We start from the raw sequence: 24,616 nt of genomic DNA, 5'->3' as shown, positions 1-24,616 counted from the left end.
CCCGCTGGCGTCGCGGGCGAATCCCGCTATTCTACGCCGCGCCTGTCCGCCACAGCACATCGGGCGCCGGCGCCCGGCATGCGCGCGACCGCCGCCGCCGCGGCGCCGATGGGCGCCATAATGCGGGATTGCCACCGCAGGAGACCCGCATGGGCAACCGCCTGACCAAGATCGCCACCCGCACCGGGGACGGCGGCACCACCGGCCTCGGCGACGGCAGCCGCACCGGCAAGGACAGCCTGCGCATCGCCGCCATCGGCGACGTCGACGAGCTCAATTCCCATCTCGGCGTGCTGCTGGCCGAAATGCTGCCCGACGAGGTGCGCGCGGCGCTGCTGCACATCCAGCACGACCTGTTCGACCTCGGCGGCGAGCTGTCCATCCCCGGCTACGTGCTGGTCAAGCCGGAACAGGTGCTGCAACTGGACGACTGGCTGGTGCACTACAACGCCGGCCTGCCGCGCCTGGCCGAGTTCATCCTGCCCGGCGGCAGCCGCGCCGCGGCGGTGGCGCACGTCTGCCGCACGGTGTGCCGGCGCGCCGAGCGGGCGCTGGTGGCGCTGGGCGGGCAGGAGGCGCTCAACGAGGCGCCGCGCCAGTACCTGAACCGGCTCTCCGACCTGCTGTTCGTGCTGGCGCGCGTGCTGAACCGCGCGGCCGGCGGCGGCGACGTGCTGTGGCAGCGCGGGCGGGCTGCCGAAAGTGATAAATAAGGCATAAACGACGGGCCGGCTCCCGCCGCCGCGCGCCGGCGCGCGGGCCGCCCCGCCGGCCGGCCGCCGTCCTGCCGCGATGCGCCCGGAAAAACCGAGAAAATTACTCGGAATTGCGCGTCCGGCCCTTGAAATGGCCCCGGACGGCCACATTTCCGACTCCAGGACGAATTGCAGCGCCCGCGGATAGCGGGGCTCAAGAGGAGAGAATAAATGGGTAAGATCATCGGTATCGACCTCGGTACCACCAATAGCTGTGTCGCGATCATGGAAGGCAATACGCCCAAGGTGATCGAAAACGCCGAAGGCACCCGCACCACCCCGTCGATCATCGCCTACATGGAAGATGGCGAGATCCTGGTGGGCGCGCCGGCCAAGCGCCAGGCGGTGACCAATCCGCGCAACACCCTGTACGCGGTGAAGCGCCTGATCGGCCGCAAGTTCGAAGAAAAGGAAGTGCAGAAGGACATCGGCCTGATGCCGTACTCCATCGTCAAGGCTGACAACGGCGACGCATGGGTGTCGGTGCGCGACCAGAAGCTGGCGCCGCCGCAGGTGTCCGCCGAAGTGCTGCGCAAGATGAAGAAGACGGCCGAGGACTACCTCGGCGAGCCGGTGACCGAAGCCGTGATCACCGTGCCGGCCTACTTCAACGACTCGCAGCGCCAGGCCACCAAGGACGCCGGCCGCATCGCCGGCCTCGACGTCAAGCGCATCATCAACGAGCCGACCGCGGCCGCGCTGGCGTTCGGCCTCGACAAGAACGAGAAGGGCGACCGCAAGATCGCCGTGTATGACCTCGGCGGCGGCACCTTCGACATCTCGATCATCGAGATCGCGGACGTGGACGGCGAGAAGCAGTTCGAAGTGCTGTCGACCAACGGCGACACCTTCCTGGGCGGCGAAGACTTCGACCAGCGCATCATCGACTACATCATCAGCGAGTTCAAGAAGGACCAGGGCGTCGACCTGTCCAAGGACGTGCTCGCGCTGCAGCGCCTGAAGGAAGCCGCGGAAAAGGCCAAGATCGAACTGTCGAGCTCGCAGCAGACCGAGATCAACCTGCCGTACATCACGGCGGACGCCTCGGGCCCGAAGCACTTGAACCTGAAGATGACGCGCGCCAAGCTCGAAGCGCTGGTGGAAGAGCTGATCACCCGCACCATCGAGCCGTGCCGCATCGCGATCAAGGACGCCGGCGTCAAGGTCAGCGAGATCGACGACGTGATCCTGGTCGGCGGCATGACCCGCATGCCCAAGGTGCAGGAGCAGGTCAAGGAGTTCTTCGGCAAGGAAGCGCGCAAGGACGTGAACCCTGACGAAGCCGTGGCCGTGGGCGCCGCGATCCAGGGCTCGGTGCTGTCGGGCGACCGCAAGGACGTGCTGCTGCTGGACGTGACGCCGCTGTCGCTGGGCATCGAGACCCTGGGCGGCGTGATGACCAAGATGATCACCAAGAACACCACCATCCCGACCAAGCATGCGCAGGTGTTCTCGACCGCCGACGACAACCAGCCGGCCGTGACCATCAAGGTGTTCCAGGGCGAGCGCGAAATGGCCACCGGCAACAAGCTGCTGGGCGAGTTCAACCTCGAGGGCATCGCCCCGGCGCCGCGCGGCCTGCCGCAGATCGAAGTGTCGTTCGACATCGACGCCAACGGCATCCTGCACGTGGGCGCCAAGGACAAGGCGACCGGCAAGGAAAACCGCATCACCATCAAGGCGAACTCGGGCCTGTCGGAAGACGAGATCCAGCGCATGGTGAAGGACGCCGAGGCCAACGCCGAGGAAGACAAGAAGGCCCGCGAGCTGGCTGACGCCCGCAACCAGGCCGACGCGCTGATCCACTCGACCAAGAAGGCGGTCGCCGAATACGGCGACAAGCTCGAGGCGGGCGAGAAGGAAAAGATCGAAGCCGCGATCAAGGAACTGGAAGACGCCGCGCGCGGCGGCGACAAGGCCGAGATCGACGCCAAGGTCAATGCGCTGTCCGAGGCCAGCCAGAAGCTGGGCGAGCGCGTCTACGCCGACATGCAGGCCAAGTCCGGCGAAGCGGGCGGCGCGGGCGCGGCCGGTGCCGCGGGCGCGGGTGCCGGCCAGCACCAGCAGGCCCAGCCGCAGGACGACAACGTCGTGGACGCCGAATTCAAGGAAGTCAACGACAAGAAGTAATGGATGAGCTGGGGAGGGGCGCGGTGCGCGGCACCGCCGCCAGCCCCTGTCCCCACGCCGGGCGACGGACATCGGACCAAGCGGATTACCGCCGTCGGATGCCGCGCTCGGCTTTTTTGCTATTTTCTTTGCTATTTGCCCGGGCGGGTCTCACACGCGCCGCGGGGCCAATCAGGTAATCAGCCACCATGGCAAAACGTGACTACTACGAAGTGCTCGGGGTGGGCAAGAACGCCAGCGACGACGATATCAAGAAGGCATATCGCAAGCTGGCGATGAAGCACCACCCGGACCGCAATCCGGACAGCAAGGATTCGGAGGAGAAATTCAAGGAGGTCAAGGAGGCCTACGAGATGCTCTCCGACCCCGAGAAGAAGGCGGCCTACGACCAGTACGGCCACGCCGGCGTCGACCCCAACATGGCGGGCGGCTTCGGCGGCGGCGGCCAGGGCTACGGCGGCTTCGCCGAGGCCTTCGGCGACATCTTCGGCGACATCTTCGGCCAGCAGGGCCAGGGCGCCGGGCGCCGCAGCGGTGGCGGCCCGCAGGTGTACCGCGGTGCCGACCTGCGCTACAGCATGGAGATCTCGCTCGAGCAGGCCGCGCACGGCCACGAGGCGCAGATCCGCGTGCCGCACTGGGACGAATGCGAGCACTGCCACGGCAACGGCGCCGAGCCCGGCACCAACGTCGAGACCTGCCCGACCTGCCACGGCGCGGGCCAGGTGCGCGTGTCGCAGGGCTTCTTCTCGATGCAGCAGACCTGCCCGAAGTGCCACGGCACCGGCAAGCACATCCCCAAGCCGTGCACCAAGTGCCACGGCCAGGGCAAGATCAAGTCGCAGAAGACGCTGGAAGTGAAGATCCCCGCCGGCATCGACGAGGGCATGCGCATCCGCTCCTCGGGCAACGGCGAGCCGGGCATCAACGGCGGCCCCCCGGGCGACCTGTACGTGGAAGTGCACATCCGCCCGCACGCGGTGTTCGAGCGCGACGGCGACGACCTGCACTGCCAGATGCCGATCTCGTTCGCCACCGCGGCGCTCGGCGGCGACCTGGAAGTGCCCACGCTGGGCGGCAAGGCCAGCTTCCCGGTGCCCGAAGGCACCCAGGCCGGCAAGACCTTCCGCCTGCGCGGCAAGGGCATCAAGGGCGTGCGCTCGGGTTATCCGGGCGACCTCTACGTGCACGTGAACGTGGAAACGCCGGTCAAGCTGACCGAGGCGCAGAAGGACATCCTGCGCCAGTTCGACCGCTCGGTGCACGAAGGCGGCTCGCGCCACAGCCCGCAGGAGCAATCCTGGCTGGACAAGGTGAAGAGCTTCTTCAGCTGAGCCGGTTCGGCTCGCGGCGAGTGGCCGGCCACGCTTGACGGCGTGGCCGGCTTTCTTTTTTTTGGGGGGCTGGTGGCGGGTTTTGCCGCTGGCGGTTCCTGCGTGCGCAGCGCGCGATAATGCGATATCGCCGCGTTTCGCGGCCGCCCCAACCGACGCTGGTGATTTCCCCGTGGCAGTTCTTCCCGCTTCCCCCTCCGCTTCCTCCTCCGCTTCCCCCTCCGCTTCCCGCTCTGCTTCGCCCGAACCGTTCGTCCTGCTCGACGACGCCACCGCCGCGCCCGGCGAGGCCGTCTCGCGCCTGTACACCGGCTTCGTGCGCGAGGACGTGCTGCCCGGCGGCGCCGCGCTCGATGCGCTCGACGCCATGCTGGCCGAGGGCTGGCGCCAGGGCTGGCATGCCACGCTGTTCGCGCCCTACGAATTCGGCGGCCCGCTGCTCGGCGTGGCGGTGGCCGCGGACCAGGCGCTGCCGTTCCACGACGGCGCGCTGCGGCTGCTGTGGTTCCGGCGGATGCGCAGGATGGACACGCGGGCGGTCGCGTCGTGGCTGGCCGGCGAACAGGGCGACGCGCCGGCCGGCGTGATGGAGATCGCTTCCGATACCGCGGAGGCGGCCTTCCACGCGGCCATCGCCCGCATCCATGCGTGGATCGAGGCCGGCGACACCTACCAGGTCAATTTCACCCAGCGCCTGCGCTTCGGCACGTTCGGCGCGCCGGCGGCGCTCTATGCGGCGCTGCGCGCGGCGCAGCCGGTGCCCTACGCCGTGCTGGCGCGCCTGCCCGGCGACGGCTGGGTGCTGTCGCTGTCGCCGGAGCTGTTCGTGCGCCATGACGGGCAAGGCCATCTGCTCACGCGGCCGATGAAGGGCACCGCGCCGCGCAGCGGCGACCCCGCGCGCGATGCCGCCGCCGCCGCGGCGCTGGCCGCCGACGCCAAGAACCGCGCCGAGAACGTGATGATCGTGGACCTGCTGCGCAACGACCTGGGCCGCGTGGCGGTGCCGGGCACGGTGGCGGTGCCGGCGCGCTTCGTGGTCGAGCCGTTCGGGCAGGTGCTGCAGATGACGTCCACCGTGACCGCCACCGCGCGTCCCGGCACGAGCCTGGCCGGGCTGCTGCGCGCGCTGTTCCCGTGCGGCTCGATCACCGGCGCGCCCAAGCGGCGCACGATGCAGATCATCGGCGAGCTGGAGCCGTCGCCGCGCGGGCTCTATACCGGCGCGATCGGCTGGATCGACGCGCCGGCGCCGGTGGCGTTCCCGGGCGCCTTCGCGCTGTCGGTGGCGATTCGCACGCTGGTGCTGGGCGCGCCGCGCGCCGACGGCCTGCGCGCGGGCGAGATGGGCGTGGGCGGCGGCATCGTCCACGACAGCGACGCGGCCGGCGAGTACGCCGAATGCGGCTGGAAAGCCCGCTTCCTGACCGCGCACGATCCGGGCTTCACGCTGTTCGAGACCCTGCGCGTGGAGGACGGCACGTGCCCGCGGCTGGACGCGCACCTGGCGCGGCTGGCCGCGTCGGCCGCCTGCCTCGGTTTCGCTTTCGACGCGGCGCGCGCGCGGGCGGCGGCGCGCGCGGCCGCGGCCGGCCTGGGCGCCGGCGCGTGGCGCCTGCGGCTGGCGCTCGGCAAGGCCGGCGGCCTCACCGTGACGCACGGCGCGCTGGCGCCGCTGGCCGCCGCGCCGGTCGCGGCGCTGCTGGCGCCGCAGCCGTTGCCGGACGCGGACCCGCTGCGCCGCCACAAGACCAGCGCGCGCGCCGTGTTCGACGCCGGCTGGCAGGCCGCCGAGCGCGCCGGCGCGTTCGACAGCCTGTTCTTCAACACGCGCGGCGAACTGCTCGAAGGCGGGCGCAGCTCGGTGTTCGTCAAGGTGGATGGCGAGTGGCTGACGCCGCCGCTGGCGGCGCACATCCTGCCCGGCGTGATGCGCGCGGCGGTGCTGGCCGACGGCGCGCGCTACCTGGGCGGGCCGGCGCGCGAGGCCGTGGTCACGCGCGCCATGCTGGCGCGCCGCGAGGCGCTGGCGCTGGCCAACGCGCTGCGCGGCGTGCTGCCGGCGGTGCTGGCCGCCGGCTGAGGCAGGGTCAGGCGGGTCAGGCGGAGAAGGTGTGCTCCGCCGCCGGGAAGCTGCCGTCCTTCACGGCCGCCACGTAGGCGCGCACGGCGGCCTCGATCGACGCGGCGCCTTCCATGAAGTTGCGCACGAACTTGGCCTTGCGGCCCGGGTAGACGTTGATCATGTCCTGCAGCACCAGCACCTGGCCCGAGCAGTCCACGCCCGCGCCGATGCCGATGGTGGGAATCGTCAGCAGGCCCGTGACCACGCCCGCCAGCGCCGCCGGCACCGCTTCCATCACGATCAGCTGCGCGCCCGCGGCCTGCAGCGCGAGGGCGTCGCGCTTGAGCTGCGCGGCGCTCTCGTCGGTCTTGCCCTGCACCTTGAAGCCGCCCAGCGCATGCACCGACTGCGGCGTCAGGCCGATGTGCGCGCACACCGGGACGCTGCGCTCGACCAGGAACTGCACGGTCGGCGCGAGCCAGTCGCCGCCTTCGAGCTTGACCATCTGCGCGCCCGCGCGCATCAGCGTGGCGGCGCTGGCGAAGGCGGTCTCGGGCGTGGGGTAGGTGCCGAACGGCAGGTCCGCCACCAGCAGCGCACTCTGGTTGCCGCGCGCCACGCACTCGGTGTGGTAGGCCATCTGTTCCAGCGTCACGGGCAGCGTGGTCTGCTGGCCCTGCATGACGTTGCCGAGGGAGTCGCCGACCAGCAGCACTTCGACGCCGCAGTAGTCGAGCAGCGCGGCGAAGCTGGAGTCGTAGGCGGTCAGCATGGCGATCTTTTCGCCGGCGGCGCGCATCGCCTGCAGCTTGGGAATGGTGACGGTCTTGCGGGAGGGATCGAGGAGGTAGCTCATGACGTTGGGCCGGTAGAGAGACGGGAGGCGGGCGGGCCGCTTCAGGCCATGCGGCGGGCCGTTGTCCCCTGCAATCCGCTTTGCCGCGGTGCGCGGCAGCGGCTGCTGTCGTTATGGTCGGGCTGGCAGGCGGGAACCTGTCAGGGCGCAGCGAGATTGAGAAAGGCCTTGCGGCCGCGCATGTCTTCGATGCGCGACAGTAGTGTACGGAAATCGCCGTCGTTGTCCACCGGGTTGAAGTGGGCGGTGTCGACGATCATCACCGGCGCCTCGTCGTAGCGGTGGAACAGCTCGCCGTAGGCGCCGCACAGGCGCTCCAGGTAGGTGTCGTCGATGCTGGACTCGCCGGGCGCGTTACGCCGCGCGATGCGCTCGCGCAGCAGCGCGGGCGAGGCCTGCAGCACGATCACCAGATCCGTGCGCTGGCTCTGCGCGGGCAGGCGCGCGGCGAGGGCGTCGTACAGCGCCAGCTCGTCCTCGGGCAGCGTCAGGCCCGCGTAGAGCCGGTCGCGGGCATGGAGGAAATTGCCCACCATGCGCTGGCCGGCCAGCAGCGCCGCCTGCCACGCCTGCAACTGCTGCGCGCGCTGGTTCAGCAGCGACAGCTGCAGCGGCAGCGCGTAGCGCGCCGGCTCGCGGTAATAGCGGTCGAGGAAGGGATTGCCGCGGGCGCCGTCGAGCAGCTCGCCGGCGCGCAGGGTTTGCGCCAGGCGCTGCGCCAGCGCCGTCTTGCCGGCGCCGATGGGGCCTTCCACCACGATCCTGCGCAGATGTTCGAGCATGGGCGGGTCCGGTCGGCTAGGGGAGGCGGGCCGGGGAGCGCGACGTTTCCTGACGGCGCGCCCCGGGATGCCGCGCCGTCAGGAAGCGTCGCGCGCTTCCGTTTTCTGCCGCGTGCACTGGCAGAACGAGAATTTCTCGATGCGCTGCGTATTGACCGCCGGCAGGAAGTCGGCGGCCGGGCCGCGGCCCGGGATCACCAGCGCGGGGTCCAGCTCCAGCAGCGGCACCAGCGTGAAGGCGCGCTCGGCCACGCGCGCATGCGGCACCGTGAGATGCTCGTCGCCGTGGATCTCGTCGCCGAACAGCAGCAGGTCGAGGTCGAGCGTGCGCGGCGCGTTGCGGAACGGGCGCTCGCGGCCGAACTGGTCCTCGATGTGGTGGCAGATGCGCAATAGCTGGGCCGCGGTGAACGGGGTTTCCACCTTCACCACCGCGTTGAAGTAGTCGTCGCCGCCCGCGTCGACCGGGGCCGTGCGGTAAAGCGACGATCTCGCCAGCACCGTGATGCCGACCTGCTGGGCCAGGCACACGATGGCATCCTTGAGGGCCTGCCGGGCATCGCCCAGGTTGGCCCCGATGCCGATAAAGGCAACTGTCATTACGATTCCTCCGGCTGGACGCGCACCTTGCCGGCGTTCCGGTCTTCAGCCGAGCCGGCATCCTGGCTCGCGTCCATATCACTCCGGGAGGAAACTTTATCCGATTTCCGCGGACTGCGCCGGCGGCGCTTCTTGCGTGCCGGGCCGCCGCTCTCGCTGCCGTCGCCGCCATCGCCGCCGTCCCAGTCGCCGGACGGTTCGCCGCCGTCGGGGCTGCCGCCACCGCTGCCGCCGCCGCCGCCCTGCTTGCCGCCGCGCGGCGGGCGCACGGCGTCGATCAGGGCCTCGCGGCGCTCGCCGTCGGCGTTCTGGAAGTCCTGCCACCAGCGCGCCAGCTCGGCCGGCTGCTCGCCGGAGTCGCAGCGCAGCTGCAGGAAGTCGAAGCCGGCGCGAAAGCGCGGCGACTCGATCAGGCGGAACGGCATGCGGCCCACGCGCTTCTCGAAGCGCGGCTGCATGCCCCAGATGTCGCGCATGTCGGTGACGAAGCGGCGCTGGATGGCGAGCTGGCCGGTCTGGCGCTCGAGCACGTCGTCCATCGCCGTGTTGAGCGCGGCGATGGCGTGCTCGCCCTGCTCGCGCAGCGCGGTCCAGCGCTGCAGCACGTGGTGCCACAGCAGCGCGGCGAACAGGAAGCCCGGCGAGACCGGCTTGCCGACCTGCACGCGCTGGTCGGTGTTGTCGAGCGCCAGCTGCACGAAGCGCTGGCCCATCGGCTGCTCGATCGCCACGTCCAGCAGCGGCAGCAGGCCCTTGTGCAGGCCGGCCTTGCGCAGCTCCTGCAGCGAGGCCCAGGCGTGGCCGGACATCAGCAGCTTGAGCATCTCGTCGAACAGGCGCGCGCTGGGCACGTTGTGGATCAGCGAGGCCAGGTCGGCGATCGGCTGGCGCGTGTCCTCGTCGATGCCGAAGCCGGTCTTGGCTGCGAAGCGCACCACGCGCAGCATGCGGATCGGGTCCTCGCGGTAGCGCGTGACCGGGTCGCCGATCATGCGCAGCGTGCGCGCGCGGATGTCTTCCATGCCGTGATGGTAGTCATACACCGTCTGCTCGGCCGGGTCGTAGTACATCGCGTTGATGGTGAAGTCGCGGCGTTCCGCGTCCTCCGCCTGCGAGCCCCACACGTTGTCGCGCAGCACGCGGCCCGAGGCGTCGATCGCGTGGGTCTTGCTGTCGAGCTCGGCGCGCTTGAGGCGGCGCCCCTCGGGCAGGGTCTCGCTGGCCACCGCGTCGACCAGCGCGCGGAAGGTGGAGACCTCGATGATCTCCTGCTCGCGTCCGCCGTAGAAGGTCACGTGCACGATCTGGAAGCGCCGGCCGATGATGCGCGAGCGGCGGAACAGCGCCTGCACCTGGTCGGGCGTGGCGTTGGTGGCGACGTCGAAGTCCTTGGGCTTGATGCCCAGCAGCAGGTCGCGCACCGCGCCGCCCACGATGAAGGCCTGGTAGCCGGCCTGCTGCAGCGTGGAGGTGACCTTGATGGCGTTGCGCGAGATCAGCGACTGGTCGATCTGGTGCTCGTCGTGCGGCACGATGTGCGGCGTGCCGGCGCGGCCACGGCGTTTGACGGGGCGCTGCTGGGGGCCCGGCTTGCCGAGCAGCCGGTTGATTAGCTTCTTGATCACGTCAGAACAGATCCATGATGCGCCAGCCGGCCGCGGCGGCGTGGTGACGCAGGCGATCGTCCGGGTTGGCGGCGATCGGTTCGCTGACCTTTTCCAGTAGCGGCAGGTCGTTGGCCGAATCGCTGTAGAAGGTGGTGGTTTCGAAGGCATCCCACTGGGTGCCCATGCTCTTGAGCCAGGCTTCGACGCGGGCGATCTTGCCCTCGCGGAAGCTCGGCAGGCCCGCCACCTCGCCGGTGAAGGCGCCGTCCGGCTGCCCGTTGGCGGTGGCCGGCTCGGTGGCGATCAGGTGCTTGATGCCGAAGGCGGCGGTGATCGGCGCGGTGACGAAGCTGTTGGTGGCGGTGACCACCGCGCACAGGTCGCCGGCGTCGAGGTGCTTGTAGACCAGCGCGCGCGCCTGCGGCGTGATGACCGGATCGATCACTTCGCGCATGAACTGCTTGCGCCAGGTTTCGAGGCGGTCGCGCGGATTGGCCGCCAGCGGCGCCAGCGCGAAGCGCAGGAAGGCTTGTATATCCAGGGTGCCTGCCTTGTACTGCCCGTAGAACTCCTCGTTCTTGCGGCGGTAGGTTTCCTCGTCGACGACGCCCAGGCGCACGAGGAAGCGCCCCCATTCGTGGTCGCTGTCGGTCGGGAGCAGGGTATGGTCGAGGTCGAACAATGCCAGATTCATGGGCGGCGATTTTACATTAACGTGATTGTTGCCGGTTTCTTGGCGTCGCTGCGCCCCAACGCAGGCAAGCACGCGGCATGCCAGGGGCTGCGGGGGCGGTGCCGGCTGCGTGCGCTCACTCGCGCAGCTCCGCGAACATTTCCCGCAGCAGCGGCAGCGTGACGGCGCGCTTGCGCTCGAGCGAATAGGTGTCGAGCGCGTCCAGCAGCGCCATCAGGCTGGGCATGTCGCGGTAGTGGCGCGTGACCAGCCAGTGCGGGATCTCGGGCGAAAGCTGCAGGCCGCGCTCGCGCGCGGCCTGCACCAGCGCGGTCATCTTGTCTTCGTCCGACAGCGGCGCGAGCTGGTAGACCAGGCCCCAGCCCAGCCGCGTGCGCAGGTCCTCGCGCACCGGCATGGCCAGCGGCGCCACGCTGCCGGCCACCACCAGCGCGGTGCGCACGTGGGCGCGCACTTCGTTGTAGAGCGAGAACACGGCGATCTGGCGCGCTTCGTCGAGCAGTTCCACGTCGTCGACCGTGTAGAGCTGGCAGCTCGGATCGAAGATGAAGTCCGACAGCGCGTGGTGCGGGCTCAGGTAGCGGCAGCGGATGCCGGCCTGGTAGCCGCTCTCGCACACCGCGTGCAGCAGGTGGGTGCGGCCCGAGCCGGTCTCGCCCCACAGGTAGATCAGGCGGTCGGGCGCGCGCTCCTGCGCCACCGCCGGGGCCAGGTCGCGCAGGCGCTGCACCGGCTCGCGGTTGGCGGCCACGAAGAAATTCTCGAAGGTCGAGGGCGGCGGGCTGCCAAGTTCAAGCGAAAGCTGCTTGGGGCGCGGATACATGGCTTTTCGGTTACCTGGGGTGAAGGCCTGCTGCCCTGTAAACGCGCCGCCCCGCGCCCGCGCCGACCGCGGCCGGCACGTGGGGGCGCCGGCCGCGGTCGGCAGCGGTGGCGTGCATCGGCAGTGAATGGGGGCAAGACTTCATGACGCGAAGAACCGGAAACTGGAAGGCGGCAGCCTGTATCCGTTAAAATTGCGATTCTACTGGACTCGCGGCCGCAAATCGCCGTCGTGAGCGCCGCATTCCTCACTTCATACCCCCAGGACGAGCAGGTTCTATGAGCGCATCCCCCACTTCCGGCCAGGCAGGCCTTTCCTACCGCGATGCCGGCGTCGATATCGATGCGGGCGACGCGCTTGTCGACCGCATCAAGCCGTTCGCCAAGCGCACCATGCGCGAGGGCGTGATGGCCGGCATCGGGGGCTTCGGCGCGCTGTTCGAATTGTCGAAGAAATACCAGGAGCCGGTGCTGGTGTCCGGCACCGACGGCGTGGGCACCAAGCTCAAGCTGGCCTTCCAGCTCAACCGCCACGACACCGTGGGCCAGGACCTGGTGGCCATGAGCGTCAACGACATCCTGGTGCAGGGCGCCGAGCCGCTGTTCTTCCTCGACTACTTCGCCTGCGGCAAGCTCGACGTGGAGACCGCCGCCACCGTGATCCAGGGCATCGCCCACGGCTGCGAGCTGGCCGGCTGCGCGCTGATCGGCGGCGAGACCGCCGAGATGCCGAGCATGTACCCGGACGGCGAATACGACCTGGCCGGCTTCGCCGTCGGCGCGGTCGAGAAAAGCCGCATCATCGACGGCAGCACCATCGTGCCGGGCGACGTGGTGCTGGGCCTGGCCTCGTCGGGCGCGCACTCCAACGGCTACTCGCTGGTGCGCAAGATCATCGAGGTGGCCCGGCCCGACCTGAACGCCGATTTCCACGGCCAGCGCCTGCAGGACGCCATCATGGCGCCCACGCGCATCTACGTGAAGCCGCTGCTGTCGCTGATCGAGACCCTGCCGGTCAAGGGCATGGCCCACATCACCGGCGGCGGCCTGACCGAGAACGTGCCGCGCGTGCTGGCGCAGAACGTGACCGCCGTGCTCCAGCGCGACGCCTGGACCCTGCCGCCGCTGTTCCAGTGGCTGCAGGCCCAGGGCAACGTGGCCGACGACGAAATGCACCGCGTGTTCAACTGCGGCATCGGCATGGTGGTGATCGTGGCGAAGGAAGACGCCGCGCGCGCCATCACCCATCTGCAGGCCGCCGGCGAAGCCGTGTGGCAGATCGGCGAGATCCGCGAGCGCGCCGAAGGCCAGGCGCAGACCGTGGTGGTCTGAGCGAAGGGTTTTCGGCAAGGAAAAACGGCACATGCCTGGCGCATGTGCCGTTTTTTTTCGGCGGTCCCGGCATGTTTGCCGAAGCCCGCGAATGCGCCCACACCGCCCGAGCTAGCCCAAGCAACGTGCAAACCGGCGGTGGCCTTGCAACTGCGCCAGTTCAGCCAGCCGCCCCCATCTTCGCCAGCGCGTCGCCGGTCACGCGGCAGATGCGCCAGTCCGGCAGCACGTCGGCGCCCATCGCGCGGTAGAAGTCGATCGACGGCGTGTTCCAGTCCAGCACGGTCCATTCGAAACGGCCGCAGCTGCGCTCGACCGCCAGCGCCGCGAGGTGCCGGAGCAGCGCCTTGCCCATGCCGTGGCCGCGCCAGGCCGGGTCCACGTAGAGGTCTTCCAGGTAGAGCCCGCGCCTTGACAGGAAGGTCGAGAAATTGTGGAAGAACAGGGCGAAGCCGACCGCCTGCGGGCCTTGCGCGCCGGGCACTTCCACCAGCACCGCCTCGGCCAGCGGGCGCGCGCCGAACAGCGCTTCCTCCAGCTTGCGCGGCGTGGCTTCGACCAGATGGGTCAGCTTTTCGTATTCGGCCAGCGCGGAGATCAGCGTGAACAGGGTTTCGCAGTCGGCGGCGGTGGCGGGGCGCAGGGTGAAGGCGGGAGCGGAGGCGGGCATGGCGGGTCGCGGGATCGTCAGTCGATAAGCAGCGATTATCGCGTATCCATCACTTCGGCTCCGATTCGGTCCCGATTGCGATGCCGCTGCGGCATTCAGGCGGCGCGCCGCCTCGTCATGCCTGCCCGATGCTTGCCAGCCGCGCCACCTGCGCCGCGTAGTCGGGCGCGAGGCAGTCCACCACCTCGCGCTCGGGCGTGCTGCGCAGCCAGGTCAGCTGGCGCTTGCAGAGCTGCCGCGTGGCGGCGATGCCGCGCTCGCGCATGGTGGCGTAGTCGGTTTCGCCGTCGAGGTATTCCCACACCTGGCGGTAGCCCACGCAGCGGATCGAGGGCAGCGTCGGCTGCAGGTCGCCGCGCGCGCGCAGGCGCTCCACTTCCTCGATGAAGCCGCCGGCCAGCATGGCGTCGTAGCGCGCCGCGATGCGCGCGTGCAGCGCGGCGCGGTCGGACGGCTCGAGCGCGATCACGCGGTAGCGCCGGTCGGCGGCGCCGGCGAAGGTGCGCTCGTCGGCCTGGCGCGCCAGCAGCGCGGACATGGGCTGGCCGGTGAGGCGGTGGATCTCCAGCGCGCGCTGGATGCGCTGGGCGTCGTTGGGCGCCAGCCGCGCGGCGGTGACGGGATCGACCTGGGCCAGCATCGCGTGCAGCGCCGGCCAGCCGCGCGCGGCGGCGAGCGCGTCGAGTTCGGCGCGCACCGCGGCGTCGGCCTGCGGCAGGTCGTTCAGGCCCTGCGTGAGCGCCTTGTAGTAGAGCATGGTGCCGCCCACGATCAGCGGCGCGCGGCCGCGCGCGCGGATCTCGCCGATCAGGCGCTCGGCATCGGTCACGAACTGCGCGGCCGAATAGCTCTCGGCCGGGTCGATGATGTCGATCAGGTGGTGCGGCACCGCGGCCAGTTCGGCGGCGGACGGCTTGGCGGTGCCGATGTCCATCCCGCGGTAGACCAGCGCCGAGTCGAGGCTGATGATCTCGACCGGCGCGCGCGCGGCCAGCGCCAGCGCGGCGGCGGTCTTGCCCGACGCGGTGGGGCCGAGCAGGCAGACGACGGGCGCGGCGTGGCCGGTGGAGGCGGGGGCTGTCACGGCGGGCGCGGCGGGCTTACTGGCCGCGCAGGAACAGCCGGTCCAGCTCGGCCACCGACAACTGCACCCAGGTGGGCCGGCCGTGGTTGCACTGGTCGGCGCGCTCGGTCTGCTCCATCTGGCGCAGCAGCGCGTTCATCTCTTCCACGGTGAGCTTGCGGTTGGCGCGCACGGCGCTGTGGCAGGCCAGCGTGGCGAGCAGCTCGTTCTGCCGCTCGGCCAGCACGCGCGAGCCGCCGAACGACTGCAGGTCGCGCAGCACGTCGCGCGCCAGCGCCTCGGTGTCGGCCTGCTTGAGCAGCGCCGGGATGGCGCGCACCGCGAGCGTGGTGGGCGACACCGGCGCGATGTCGAAGCCCAGCAGCGCGAGCGTATCCTGGTGTTCCTCGGCGGCGCCGATCTCCACCGGGCTGGCGGTCAGCGTGACCGGGATCAGCAGCGGCTGCACGGCGAGCTCGCGCGCGTCGAGCGCGGTCTTGATCTGCTCGTAGAGGATGCGTTCGTGGGCGGCGTGCATGTCGACCAGCACCAGCCCGCGCGCGTTCTGCGCGAGCACGTAGATGCCGTGCAGCTGGGCGATGGCGAAGCCGAGCGGGTGGGCGTCGTCGGCCGCGGGTTCTTCCCGCGGCGGCGCCGTTTCGAGCAGGCCGGGCGGGTCGTTCTCGCGGGCGGCACGGGCATCGGCCAGCCAGGCCGGCGGCGTGCCGGCGCCATCCGCATGGCCGCCGGGCGCCGGCGCGGCCGGGCGCGCGAAGCCGCCGCCGGGCTGGATCGCGTCGCGCACCATGCCGAGGTAGGCCTGGCGCGGCTGCATGACGCCGAGCTCGGTCTGGCGCGCGGCGGCGGTGTAGTCGACCCAGGGCCGCGCGCCGGCACCGCTGCCGGCACTCATGCCGCCGCCGCCGGGCGCGCCGCCCCTTGCCGGCAGCGCGCCGCCGAAGCCGCCGCCGAGGCCGCCACCGCGCGGCGGCGGGGGCGCCTCGGCATCGTCGGTCGTGCTGTGCAGGCTGTCGCCCTGCGCGCCGGCCTGGCGGGCCAGGCAGCGCTGCACGGCGTGGTAGACGAACTGGTGCACCGCGCGCGATTCGCGGAAGCGCACCTCGATCTTGGACGGGTGCACGTTCACGTCCACCATTTCCGGCGGCAGGTCCATGCACAGCACGTAGGACGGGAAGCGGTCGCCGTGCAGCACGTCCTGGTAGGCGCTGCGCACCGCGTGGGTGAGCAGCTTGTCGCGCACGTAGCGGCCGTTGACGAAGAAGAACTGCTGGTCTGGGCGGCCGCGCGAGGCGGTCGGCAGGCCGGCGAAGCCGTACAGGTGCAGGGTGTCGGCTTCCTCGTCGAGCGGCAGGCGGGCGCGCGCGAAATCGGCGCCGAGCACCTGCGCTGTGCGCGTGGCCACGTCGCCGGCGTTCCAGTGCTCCATCGGGCGGCCGTTGTGATGGACCGTGATGGCGACGTCCGGGCGCGCCAGCGCCACGCGTCGCACCATCTCCAGGCAATGCCCGAACTCGGTCTGCTCGGACTTCAGGAACTTTCTGCGCGCCGGCGTGTTGAAGTACAGGTGCTGCACGTCGACGGTGGTGCCGACGCCGCCGGAGGCCGGCTGCACCTTGCCGCTGTCGGCGGCGACCAGCGTGGCATGCGCGTCGTCGGCGGTGCGGCTGGTCAGCGTCAGCTCGGAGACCGAGGCGATCGAGGCCAGCGCCTCGCCGCGAAAGCCCAGCGTCAGCACGGATTCGAGCTCGTCGAGCGAGGCGATCTTGCTGGTGGCGTGGCGCATCAGCGCGACCGGCAGCTCGGCCGCGGGGATGCCGCAGCCGTTGTCGGCGATCACGATGCGGCGCACGCCGCCTTCCTCCAGGCGGATGTTGAGCTGGGTGGCGCCGGCGTCCAGCGCGTTCTCCAGCAGCTCCTTGACCACGGAGGCGGGGCGCTCGACCACCTCGCCGGCCGCGATCTGGCTGATCAACTGGTCGGGCAGCGGGCGGATGGGACGCAGGGGCTGGGCAGGGCGGATGGCTTCGGCGGGCATGGCGGAATTATACGTGCGCGTGCCCCTCGCCCGCAGGGCGCCGCAGGTGGCTTTGGCGCCGGTGCGGTCTTGTATGATGTCGGCTAGATCTAGAACGGGGATTCAATTGGACATCGCTTTGCAGTTCATCGACATGCTGCTGCACGTCGACAAATACCTTGGCACGGTCATCCAGAACTATGGCGGATGGGTCTATGCGATCCTCTTCGCCATCGTCTTTGCCGAGACCGGCCTGGTGGTGCTGCCGTTCCTGCCGGGCGATTCCCTGCTTTTCATCGCCGGCGCCTTCTGCGCCACGGGCGCCATGAACGAATGGGCGCTGGTCGGGCTGCTGCTGGTGGCGGCCGTGGGCGGCAATACCGTCAACTACCTGGTGGGCAGCTGGGTGGGCCCCAAGGTGTTCGACGGGCACTGGCGCTTCCTCGACCAGACGGCACTGCGCAAGACGCACAATTTCTACGAGCGCCACGGCGGCAAGACACTGGTGATGGCCCGCTTCCTGCCGATCGTGCGCACCTTCGCGCCGTTCGTCGCGGGCGTGTCGCAGATGACCTTCGCCAAGTTCCAGCTGTTCAACGTGCTGGGCGCGGCCGCCTGGGTGCTGGGCCTGGTGTTCGCCGGCTACTTCTTCGGCAACCTGCCGTTCATCAAGCAGTACCTGAACCTGATCGTGCTGGCCGGCATCGGCGCGGCCATCGTGCCGCTGGTGCTGGGCGGGCTGTGGAAGCTGGTGCGCGGCGGCAAGCGCCGCACGTCCTGAGCGCCGCGGCGCTCAACCGAAGCTCAGCTGACGCTGCGGCTCATCAGGCGCAGCGCCGGCATGCGGTCGCGGATCTGGGTGGTGTCGGCCGCGTCGGGCCGCGCCATCACGTAGGCTTCGAGGTCTTCGAGCGCCGGGCGGAAGCACTCCAGGTTGGCGTAGGCCAGGCCGCGGTCGCGCACTTCCTCGATCGAGCCCGGCAGCAGGATCACCAGCCGGTTCTGCACCGCCAGCAGGCGCTGCCAGCGCGATTCCTGCAGGTAGATCGACTTGAGGTTGCGCAGCACGCGCGCCACGATCTCGCGGTGGCTGGCCACCTGCAGGAACAGTCCCAGCGGCACCTCGTTGGGATCGGCGATGCCCTCGCGCTCCAGGTGCGGGTCCAGCATGTCCTGCAGCTGTTCCTTGGACAGCGTCTCGCCCGTGAGCGGGTCCACCACCACTTCGCCGGCCGGGATCGACATCCGCACCAGGAAATGGTTGGGAAAGGACACGCCCTTGAGCGGCAGGCCGATCTGCTGCCCCAGCTCCATGTAGAGCACCGCCAGCGAGATGGGAATGCCGCGGCGCTGCTTGAGCACCACGTTCAGGTAGGAATTGTCCGGGTCGTAGTAGTCGTTCGCGTTGGCGCCGAAGCCCAGGTCGCGGTAGAAGAAATGATTGAGCAGGCGCAGGCGCTGGATGGCCGGCGTGCCCTCGGCGACGCGGCGCTTGAGCCGGACCGCGAGCATGTCGAGCGCGGCCAGTTCCGACTGCAGGTCAAGGTCAGGATAGGCATCCTGGGCGATCGAGAGCACCGTCTCGGTCAGCGGGATGCCGTGCTCGTCTGCCACGAGGCTGGCGAAGTAGTCCAGGACTTTCGTGGTTGTCATCGCGGCATTCCCGAAGACGGCAGGGCGGCGGTCGCGCGGCCGCCCGCCCTGGCGCGGCCGCCTTGTCTCATTCTGGCACTCATTGTGGCACCACCTCGCTTGCCTTGACCCTGCACCGCACATGGCCATCCGGCTCTGCGCCGCGCACTCCTGGGCGCGGCATCCGGCGGATTGGCTGGCGGGGCTTCCTAGCCGGCTCTCCGCTTGAACGCGGAGTATCTCAGCCCCATGAGCCACAGTGTACCGAAGTAGACGACCGCCGCAAGTACCAGGCACGAGGCGAGCAGGGCGATGCGCAGCAGCGGCGTGGCGCCCAGGCCCACCCAGTCGAAGGTGCGGGCGAACCACAGCAGCATGCCGGCCAGCAGCAGCACGGCGGTCAGCAACTGGGCCAGGAACAGCAGCCAGCCCCGGGCCGGCGTGTAGAAACCGCGCCGGCGCAGGCCCAGGAACAGCAGCAGCGCATTGACCGTGGCGCCGAAGCTGATCGACAGCGCCAGCCCGGCATGGCCCATGCGCGGCACGAACACGTAGTTGGACAGCTGCGTGATCACCAGCACCAGCAGCGCGATCTTGACCGGCGTGCGGATGTCCTGGCGCGCGTAGAAGCCCGGCGCCAGGATCTTGATGAGGATCAGGCCGAGCAGGCCGGTGCCGTACGACACCAGCGCCTGGCGCGTCATTTCCACCGCGTGGGCGTCGAACTTGCCGTAGTTGAACAGCACCGCGGTCAGCGGCGTGCCGAACACGAACAGCCCCACCGCGCACGGCACCGCCAGCAGGAAGGTCAGGCGCAGGCCCCAGTCGAGCAGGCCGGAGTATTCGTCGCGGTTGCCCTCGGCGCTGGCCTTCGACAGGCTCGGCAGCAGGATGGTCCCGAGCGCCACGCCGAGCAGCGCGGTGGGGAACTCCATCAGGCGGTCGGCGTAGGTCAGGTAGGACACGCTGCCGGCGGCCAGCCGCGAGGCGATGTTGGTATTGATGATGAGGCTGATCTGCGCCACCGAGACCGCCAGCAGGGCCGGCGCCATCTGCCGCATGACGCGGCGCACGCCCGGGTCCGACCAGGCCGTGCGCAGGTTGAAGCTCAGCCGCGGCATCACGCCGAGCCGCCGCAGCGCGGGGATCTGCACCGCCAGCTGCAGCACGCCGCCGACCAGCACGCCCCACGCCTGCGCGTAGATCGGCTGCGCCATGCGCGGCCCGACGAACAGCGCGGCCGCGATCAGGCACAGGTTGAGCAGTACCGGCGTGAAGGCCGGCATGGCGAAGCGGCGCCAGGTGTTGAGGATGCCCGAGGCCAGCGCCACCAGCGAGATCAGGCCGATGTAGGGGAACATCACGCGCGTCATGAAGACCGCGGCGTCGTAGGTCTCGCCGCCCTGCTGGTGAAAGCCGGTGGCCACCACCAGCATCACCAGCGGCGCGCCGACCACGCCCAGCAGCGACACGCCCATCAGCACCCAGGTCATGACCGTGGCCACGGCGTCGATCAGCGCGCGCGTCTCGTCCTCGCCGCGCTTGCTGTGGTATTCGCCGAGGATCGGCACGAAGGCCTGCGAGAACGCGCCCTCGCCGAAGATGCGGCGCAGCAGGTTGGGGATGCGGAAGGCCACGTTGAAGGCGTCGGTCATGTCCGAGGCCCCGAAGGCGCGGGCGATCAGGATCTCGCGCATGAGGCCGGTGATGCGCGACAGCATCGTCAGGCTGCTGATGGTGGCGAGCGCTTTGAGCAGGTTCAAGGTGGTCGGCGGCAAGGGGGAGAGGCTGCGGCGGCATGCTGCCAGCCGTCGGGCGGACCGGCTTGAGACGCCGGGCGCGCGCCGAAGTTGCATCGGGGCCACGCCGGGCGCGCCGGTGTGGCGCGTATTATACGGTCCGGCCCGGTGGCTTCCCGCGCGCGGCCCCATGCGTCACCCGCACGTCACCCACCTGTCCGCCGATGCGGGCGAGCTTGCCAGTGGCTTTTTCTTGTGTGTATAATTGCCGATTCACAAGGATAGTTGCGTTCCGGATTCGTGTGCCAGTGCATCCCGGGTCGCTTGATGTGCACTTAATTGTGCCTGCGGTTACGTCCCAGTACGTCCGTGGAGCACGCATCTGAATTCAGGAAATCTACTTAAATGGCAAATTCCGCACAAGCCCGCAAGCGCGCTCGCCAGGCCGTCGCCCAAAACGCTCACAACTCCAGCCTGCGCTCGCGTCTGCGCACCGCCGTGAAGGCCGTCCGCAAGGCCATCGAAGCCGGCGACAAGGCCGCCGCCGCCGAGATCTTCAAGAACTCGCAAGCGATCATCGACTCCATCGCCGACAAGAAGATCGTGCACAAGAACAAGGCTGCACGCCACAAGTCGCGCCTGTCGTCGGCCATCAAGTCGATGGCTGCCTGATAGCGGCCGCGGCGCCGGGCTGACGCCGGGCGCCTCCGGCCTCGTGCCGACCAGCATGGGTCGCGCCGGATAACCGGCGCGGAGCATGGCGGCACGGTGGATGGCCGGAACGCGGGATCGCCACGGCGCGGTTTCGCACAATGCAAGAAGCTCGTCATTCGACGAGCTTTTTTGTTTTCCGCTTTCCTTGCGCGCTGTCTTTTCCTGGCCCCGGCGCCGGCCGCCCGGCAATCCCGCCGGCACCGCCGCGGCGATGCCGGTCCCGCGCGCTCCGCTCAGTCGAGCGAGCAGGCTTCGACCAGTTGCAGGTTGTTGTCGCGCGCGAAGTTGAGCACGAAGTCGAGCGCCTTGGGTTCGATGTCGCGCAGCCGCACGTCGACCACCACGGTCTTGACGTTGCCCGTCATCACGGGCCGCACGTAAGGCGAGTAGGTGATGCGGGGGTCCCCGGTGTCTCCCTCGGGGCGGAATTGCGCCATCACGCCGCACAGCCGCTCTGCCCAGTCGCTCGGACGGAAGGTCTTGCCTTCCCTGGTGATGCCTTGGATGAAATATTCGCGAACGATGGGCTTCATTGGACTGCGGGGATAAGACGGGTGACTCGACGGTAAACCCGCCAGACTTCGTCCAGACGCAAAGCCCGTTTGACGCGGCCGGGAAACGTTTGGTTCGTTTCTTTTCCAGGCCTGGACAGCGGGGCGTCGGTGTCGGCGGGGGCACTTTTGATGCCGGCGGCGGGCAGCGGCATCGGTATGCCTGGCCCCGCGTGAATCAGCCAGTATTATATCTTATATAAGACCTGAGCATAAGCTCCGGGGCCACCTTCGCGCGCCCCGCAGGCTCGCCAAAGCAGGAATAATCCCTTATGATTCTTGCAGTTAAATTGCGCAAGCGACGCGAAAGGCGGCTCCGCGGCATGCTCAGGCCATGAAACCCTTCATGGCGGCGTGCCCCCACCGAGCCGCCTTCTTTGTTTTATGAGCCCAACTTCGATCAAGCATTACCTCCAGTTCAGCGACCTGACTCCCGACGAGTACGAGTACCTGCTGGACCGCGCGCGGATTCTGAAGGCCAAGTTCAAGAATTACGAGACATGGCACCCGCTGCACGACCGCACGCTGTCCATGATCTTCGAGAAGAATTCGACCCGCACGCGCCTGTCGTTCGAGGCCGGCATCCACCAGCTCGGCGGCCACGCGGTGTTCCTCAACACGCGCGATTCCCAGCTCGGGCGCGGCGAGCCGATCGAGGATGCGGCGCAGGTGATCTCGCGCATGGTCGACATCATCATGATCCGCACCTTCGGCCAGGAGATCATCGAGCGCTTCGCCGCGCATTCGCGCGTGCCGGTGATCAACGGGCTGACCAACGAATACCATCCCTGCCAGGTGCTGGCGGACGTGTTCACCTACATCGAGCAGCGCGGCAGCATCCGCGGCAAGACCGTGGCGTGGATCGGCGACGCCAACAACATGGCCTACACCTGGATCCAGGCGGCCGAGCGGCTCGGCTTCAACTTCCATTTCTCGGCGCCGCCGGGCTACCAGCTCGACCCGGCGATGGTGCCGGCCTCGGCCGCGCACCTGGTCAACGTGTTCGCCGATCCGCTGGCCGCGTGCCAGGGCGCGGACCTCGTCACCACCGACGTGTGGACCAGCATGGGCTTCGAGGCCGAGAACGACGCGCGCAAGCGCGCGTTCCAGGACTGGATGGTGACCACGGTCATGATGGACCGCGCCAATCCCGACGCGCTGTTCATGCACTGCCTGCCCGCCCACCGCGGCGAGGAAGTCGAGGCGGCGGTGATCGACGGTCCCAAGAGCGTGGTGTGGGAAGAGGCCGAGAACCGCCTGCACGTGCAGAAGGCCCTGATGGAATACCTGCTCTGCGGCCGCTACTGAGCGGGGCGCCGGCCGGGAACGCCGCGCGCAGCGCATGGCGCACATCCGGCGCGCCGGCGCCGCGGGCCCGCGCGGCCTGAGGGCCGGAAGTGCCGCCCAAGCCCGAGCGGACGTGTCAAAATAGCGGTTTTCCGCATCAATTTCTCGCGTGTCCGGCAACCATGCCGGCCGCGCTTACTTTGCGCATCGAGTCGAACATGAGCGATATCAAGAAAGTCGTGCTTGCCTACTCCGGCGGGCTGGACACTTCGGTGATCCTGAAGTGGCTGCAGGACACCTATCAATGCGAGGTGGTCACCTTTACCGCCGACATCGGCCAGGGCGAGGAACTCGAGCCGGCCCGCCAGAAGGCGCTCAAGTTCGGCATCAAGCCCGAGAACATCTTCATCGACGACCTGCGCGAGGAATTCGTGCGCGACTTCGTCTTCCCGATGTTCCGCGCCAACGCGGTCTACGAAGGCGAATACCTGCTCGGCACCTCGATCGCGCGTCCGCTGATCGCCAAGCGCCAGATCGAGATCCTGCGCAGCACCGGCGCGGATGCCGTGTCGCACGGCGCCACCGGCAAGGGCAACGACCAGGTCCGCTTCGAGCTGGGCTACTACGGCCTCGAGCCGGGCGTGAAGGTCATCGCGCCGTGGCGCGAGTGGGACCTGCTGTCGCGCGAGAAGCTGCTGGCCTACGCCGAGAAGGCCGGCATCGACATCGACATGAAGCACAAGAAGGGCGGCGCGCCGTACTCGATGGACGCCAACCTGCTGCACATCTCGTTCGAAGGCCGCCACCTCGAAGACCCCAAGGCCGAGGCCGAGGAAGACATGTGGCGCTGGACCGTGTCGCCCGAGAATGCGCCTGACGCGGCCGAGTACCTCGACATCGAATTCGACGGCGGCGACATCGTCGGCCTGAACGGCAAGCGCCTGTCGCCGGCCGAAGTGCTGACCGAGCTGAACCGCCTCGGCGGCAAGCACGGCATCGGCCGCCTGGACCTGGTGGAAAACCGCTACGTCGGCATGAAGAGCCGCGGCTGCTACGAAACCCCCGGCGGCACCATCATCCTCAAGGCCCACCGCGCCATCGAGTCGATCACGCTCGACCGCGAAGTCGCGCACCTGAAGGACGACCTGATGCCGCGCTACGCCAGCCTGATCTACAACGGCTACTGGTGGAGCCCGGAACGCCGCGCGCTGCAGGTCCTGATCGACCATACCCAGGCAAAGGTCAACGGCTGGGTCCGCGTCAAGCTGTACAAGGGCAACGTCATCGTGGTCGCGCGCGACTCGAAGGACACGCTGTTCGACAAGACCATCGCGACCTTCGACGACGACGGCGGCGCCTACAACCAGGCCGACGCCGGCGGCTTCATCAAGCTCAACGCGCTGCGGATGCGTATCGCCGAGAACGCGCGCCGCCAGCGCGGCGAGTGACGCCCGCAGACGGCTACCGGCCTGGCACGGGCCGGCAGCAGATGGCAGCAGGGAAGAGGGGCCGCCACGGCCCCTTTTTTTGCGCCGCGCCGCTGCCGCCGCTATCGCCGGCACCGCCCCCAGAGACACCCAGAACCGCATCAAAGGAGAAAAAGCATGAGCCAGTTCGACAACGTTTCCGTCGTCAAGAAAGCCAACCTCTACTTCGACGGCAAGTGCGTCAGCCACACCGTGCTGTTCCCGGACGGCACCCGCAAGACGCTGGGCGTGATCTTCCCCGCCGCGCTGACCTTCAACACGGGCGCGCCGGAAATCATGGAAATCAACGCGGGCAGCTGCCGCGTGCGCTTGGCCGGCGAGGCGCAGTGGAACACCTACGGCGCGGGCCAACGGTTCGACGTGCCGGGCAACAGCAGCTTCGACATCGAAGTGCTGGAAACCCTGGACTACGTCTGCCACTTTGCCTGAAGCACGCGCCTGAAAAGCGCGCTCGAAGGATG

General features: G+C 69.2%; 22 protein-coding genes. 10 read left to right on the top strand and 12 right to left on the bottom strand.

Features of this window, described 5'->3' with window-relative positions:
* Positions 1-149 precede the first annotated feature (149 nt).
* The 4 genes from AC3WXD_RS25455 (at position 150) to AC3WXD_RS25440 (ending at position 6,302) form a co-directional block, all read left to right on the top strand.
* A complete protein-coding gene (locus tag AC3WXD_RS25455) occupies positions 150-713 on the top strand; it encodes a cob(I)yrinic acid a,c-diamide adenosyltransferase (protein WP_492324908.1) in 564 nt (187 codons plus the stop codon).
* Positions 714-926: 213 nt separating this feature from the next.
* Entirely contained in the window at positions 927-2,885 is a 1,959-nt protein-coding gene (gene dnaK, locus AC3WXD_RS25450; RefSeq protein ID WP_059413539.1) for a molecular chaperone DnaK, read from the top strand.
* 188 nt (positions 2,886-3,073) lie between these two features.
* A complete protein-coding gene (gene dnaJ / locus AC3WXD_RS25445; protein ID WP_020204173.1) occupies positions 3,074-4,219 on the top strand; it encodes a molecular chaperone DnaJ in 1,146 nt (381 codons plus the stop codon).
* Positions 4,220-4,586: 367 nt separating this feature from the next.
* On the top strand, positions 4,587-6,302 hold the full coding sequence (locus AC3WXD_RS25440) for a chorismate-binding protein (RefSeq protein WP_492324913.1): 1,716 nt from the start codon (positions 4,587-4,589) through the stop codon (positions 6,300-6,302).
* A 16-nt stretch (positions 6,303-6,318) separates the two neighbouring features.
* Here the strand turns inward: AC3WXD_RS25440 and panB are convergent, their stop codons facing one another.
* From panB to hda, 6 genes are all read right to left on the bottom strand, one after another.
* Entirely contained in the window at positions 6,319-7,140 is an 822-nt protein-coding gene (gene panB, locus AC3WXD_RS25435) for a 3-methyl-2-oxobutanoate hydroxymethyltransferase (protein WP_059413541.1), read from the bottom strand.
* 140 nt (positions 7,141-7,280) lie between these two features.
* Complete coding sequence (locus AC3WXD_RS25430) at positions 7,281-7,922, bottom strand: deoxynucleoside kinase (protein WP_020201752.1); 642 nt, start codon at positions 7,920-7,922, stop codon at positions 7,281-7,283.
* 78 nt (positions 7,923-8,000) lie between these two features.
* Positions 8,001-8,522, bottom strand: a complete 522-nt coding sequence (gene folK, locus AC3WXD_RS25425; protein WP_020201751.1) for a 2-amino-4-hydroxy-6-hydroxymethyldihydropteridine diphosphokinase — start codon at positions 8,520-8,522, stop codon at positions 8,001-8,003.
* Positions 8,522-10,147 (bottom strand): polynucleotide adenylyltransferase PcnB, encoded by a 1,626-nt coding sequence (pcnB, locus tag AC3WXD_RS25420; protein WP_059413542.1) that lies wholly within the window; start codon positions 10,145-10,147, stop codon positions 8,522-8,524. Before pcnB ends, folK begins: the two co-directional genes overlap by 1 nt.
* A 1-nt stretch (position 10,148) precedes the next feature.
* Entirely contained in the window at positions 10,149-10,823 is a 675-nt protein-coding gene (locus tag AC3WXD_RS25415; protein ID WP_029043330.1) for a histidinol-phosphatase, read from the bottom strand.
* Between the two features lie 115 nt (positions 10,824-10,938).
* Positions 10,939-11,646 carry a DnaA regulatory inactivator Hda gene (gene hda, locus AC3WXD_RS25410; RefSeq protein ID WP_020201748.1) on the bottom strand — a complete coding sequence of 236 codons (708 nt, stop codon included), beginning with the start codon at positions 11,644-11,646 and terminating at the stop codon, positions 10,939-10,941.
* Positions 11,647-11,924: 278 nt separating this feature from the next.
* Between hda and purM the strand changes: the two genes are divergently transcribed.
* A complete protein-coding gene (purM, locus tag AC3WXD_RS25405) occupies positions 11,925-12,977 on the top strand; it encodes a phosphoribosylformylglycinamidine cyclo-ligase (protein WP_454732188.1) in 1,053 nt (350 codons plus the stop codon).
* A gap of 160 nt (positions 12,978-13,137) precedes the next feature.
* Here purM and AC3WXD_RS25400 read toward each other — a convergent pair whose 3' ends face one another.
* The 3 genes from AC3WXD_RS25400 to mutL form a co-directional block, all read right to left on the bottom strand.
* The gene (locus AC3WXD_RS25400; protein ID WP_492324907.1) at positions 13,138-13,647 is read right to left on the bottom strand and encodes a GNAT family N-acetyltransferase; all 510 of its coding nucleotides are present in this window, start codon (positions 13,645-13,647) and stop codon (positions 13,138-13,140) included.
* Between the two features lie 115 nt (positions 13,648-13,762).
* Entirely contained in the window at positions 13,763-14,731 is a 969-nt protein-coding gene (gene miaA / locus AC3WXD_RS25395; protein WP_492324906.1) for a tRNA (adenosine(37)-N6)-dimethylallyltransferase MiaA, read from the bottom strand.
* Positions 14,732-14,747: 16 nt separating this feature from the next.
* Positions 14,748-16,766 carry a DNA mismatch repair endonuclease MutL gene (gene mutL, locus AC3WXD_RS25390; protein ID WP_492324905.1) on the bottom strand — a complete coding sequence of 673 codons (2,019 nt, stop codon included), beginning with the start codon at positions 16,764-16,766 and terminating at the stop codon, positions 14,748-14,750.
* Between the two features lie 133 nt (positions 16,767-16,899).
* Between mutL and AC3WXD_RS25385 the strand changes: the two genes are divergently transcribed.
* Positions 16,900-17,526, top strand: coding sequence for a VTT domain-containing protein (locus AC3WXD_RS25385; RefSeq protein ID WP_369796869.1), 627 nt, complete (start codon positions 16,900-16,902; stop codon positions 17,524-17,526).
* Positions 17,527-17,549: 23 nt separating this feature from the next.
* Here the strand turns inward: AC3WXD_RS25385 and AC3WXD_RS25380 are convergent, their stop codons facing one another.
* Complete coding sequence (locus AC3WXD_RS25380; protein ID WP_020201742.1) at positions 17,550-18,398, bottom strand: SirB1 family protein; 849 nt, start codon at positions 18,396-18,398, stop codon at positions 17,550-17,552.
* A gap of 188 nt (positions 18,399-18,586) precedes the next feature.
* Positions 18,587-20,140, bottom strand: coding sequence for a murein biosynthesis integral membrane protein MurJ (gene murJ, locus AC3WXD_RS25375; RefSeq protein ID WP_492324904.1), 1,554 nt, complete (start codon positions 20,138-20,140; stop codon positions 18,587-18,589).
* A gap of 381 nt (positions 20,141-20,521) precedes the next feature.
* Here murJ and rpsT point away from each other — a divergent pair, with 381 nt between their 5' ends.
* Positions 20,522-20,788: a 30S ribosomal protein S20 gene (gene rpsT, locus AC3WXD_RS25370; protein ID WP_020201740.1), complete on the top strand. Its 267-nt coding sequence runs from the start codon at positions 20,522-20,524 to the stop codon at positions 20,786-20,788.
* A 275-nt stretch (positions 20,789-21,063) separates the two neighbouring features.
* On the opposite strand, the gene AC3WXD_RS25365 is transcribed toward rpsT, so the two are convergent.
* Entirely contained in the window at positions 21,064-21,363 is a 300-nt protein-coding gene (locus tag AC3WXD_RS25365) for a DUF3579 domain-containing protein (protein ID WP_020201739.1), read from the bottom strand.
* Between the two features lie 402 nt (positions 21,364-21,765).
* Here AC3WXD_RS25365 and argF point away from each other — a divergent pair, with 402 nt between their 5' ends.
* The 3 genes from argF to ppnP all read left to right on the top strand — a co-directional run bounded on the left by argF (position 21,766) and on the right by ppnP (position 24,584).
* Complete coding sequence (argF, locus tag AC3WXD_RS25360; protein WP_020201738.1) at positions 21,766-22,689, top strand: ornithine carbamoyltransferase; 924 nt, start codon at positions 21,766-21,768, stop codon at positions 22,687-22,689.
* 197 nt (positions 22,690-22,886) lie between these two features.
* Positions 22,887-24,116 (top strand): argininosuccinate synthase, encoded by a 1,230-nt coding sequence (locus AC3WXD_RS25355; protein ID WP_029043329.1) that lies wholly within the window; start codon positions 22,887-22,889, stop codon positions 24,114-24,116.
* A gap of 156 nt (positions 24,117-24,272) precedes the next feature.
* Positions 24,273-24,584 (top strand): pyrimidine/purine nucleoside phosphorylase, encoded by a 312-nt coding sequence (gene ppnP / locus AC3WXD_RS25350; RefSeq protein ID WP_020201736.1) that lies wholly within the window; start codon positions 24,273-24,275, stop codon positions 24,582-24,584.
* The last annotated feature ends 32 nt before the right edge of the window (positions 24,585-24,616 follow it).

The sequence above is a fragment of the Cupriavidus sp. FW216-B1 genome (genome assembly GCF_058789195.1).
This window is presented reverse-complemented; position numbering and strand designations above follow the sequence as displayed.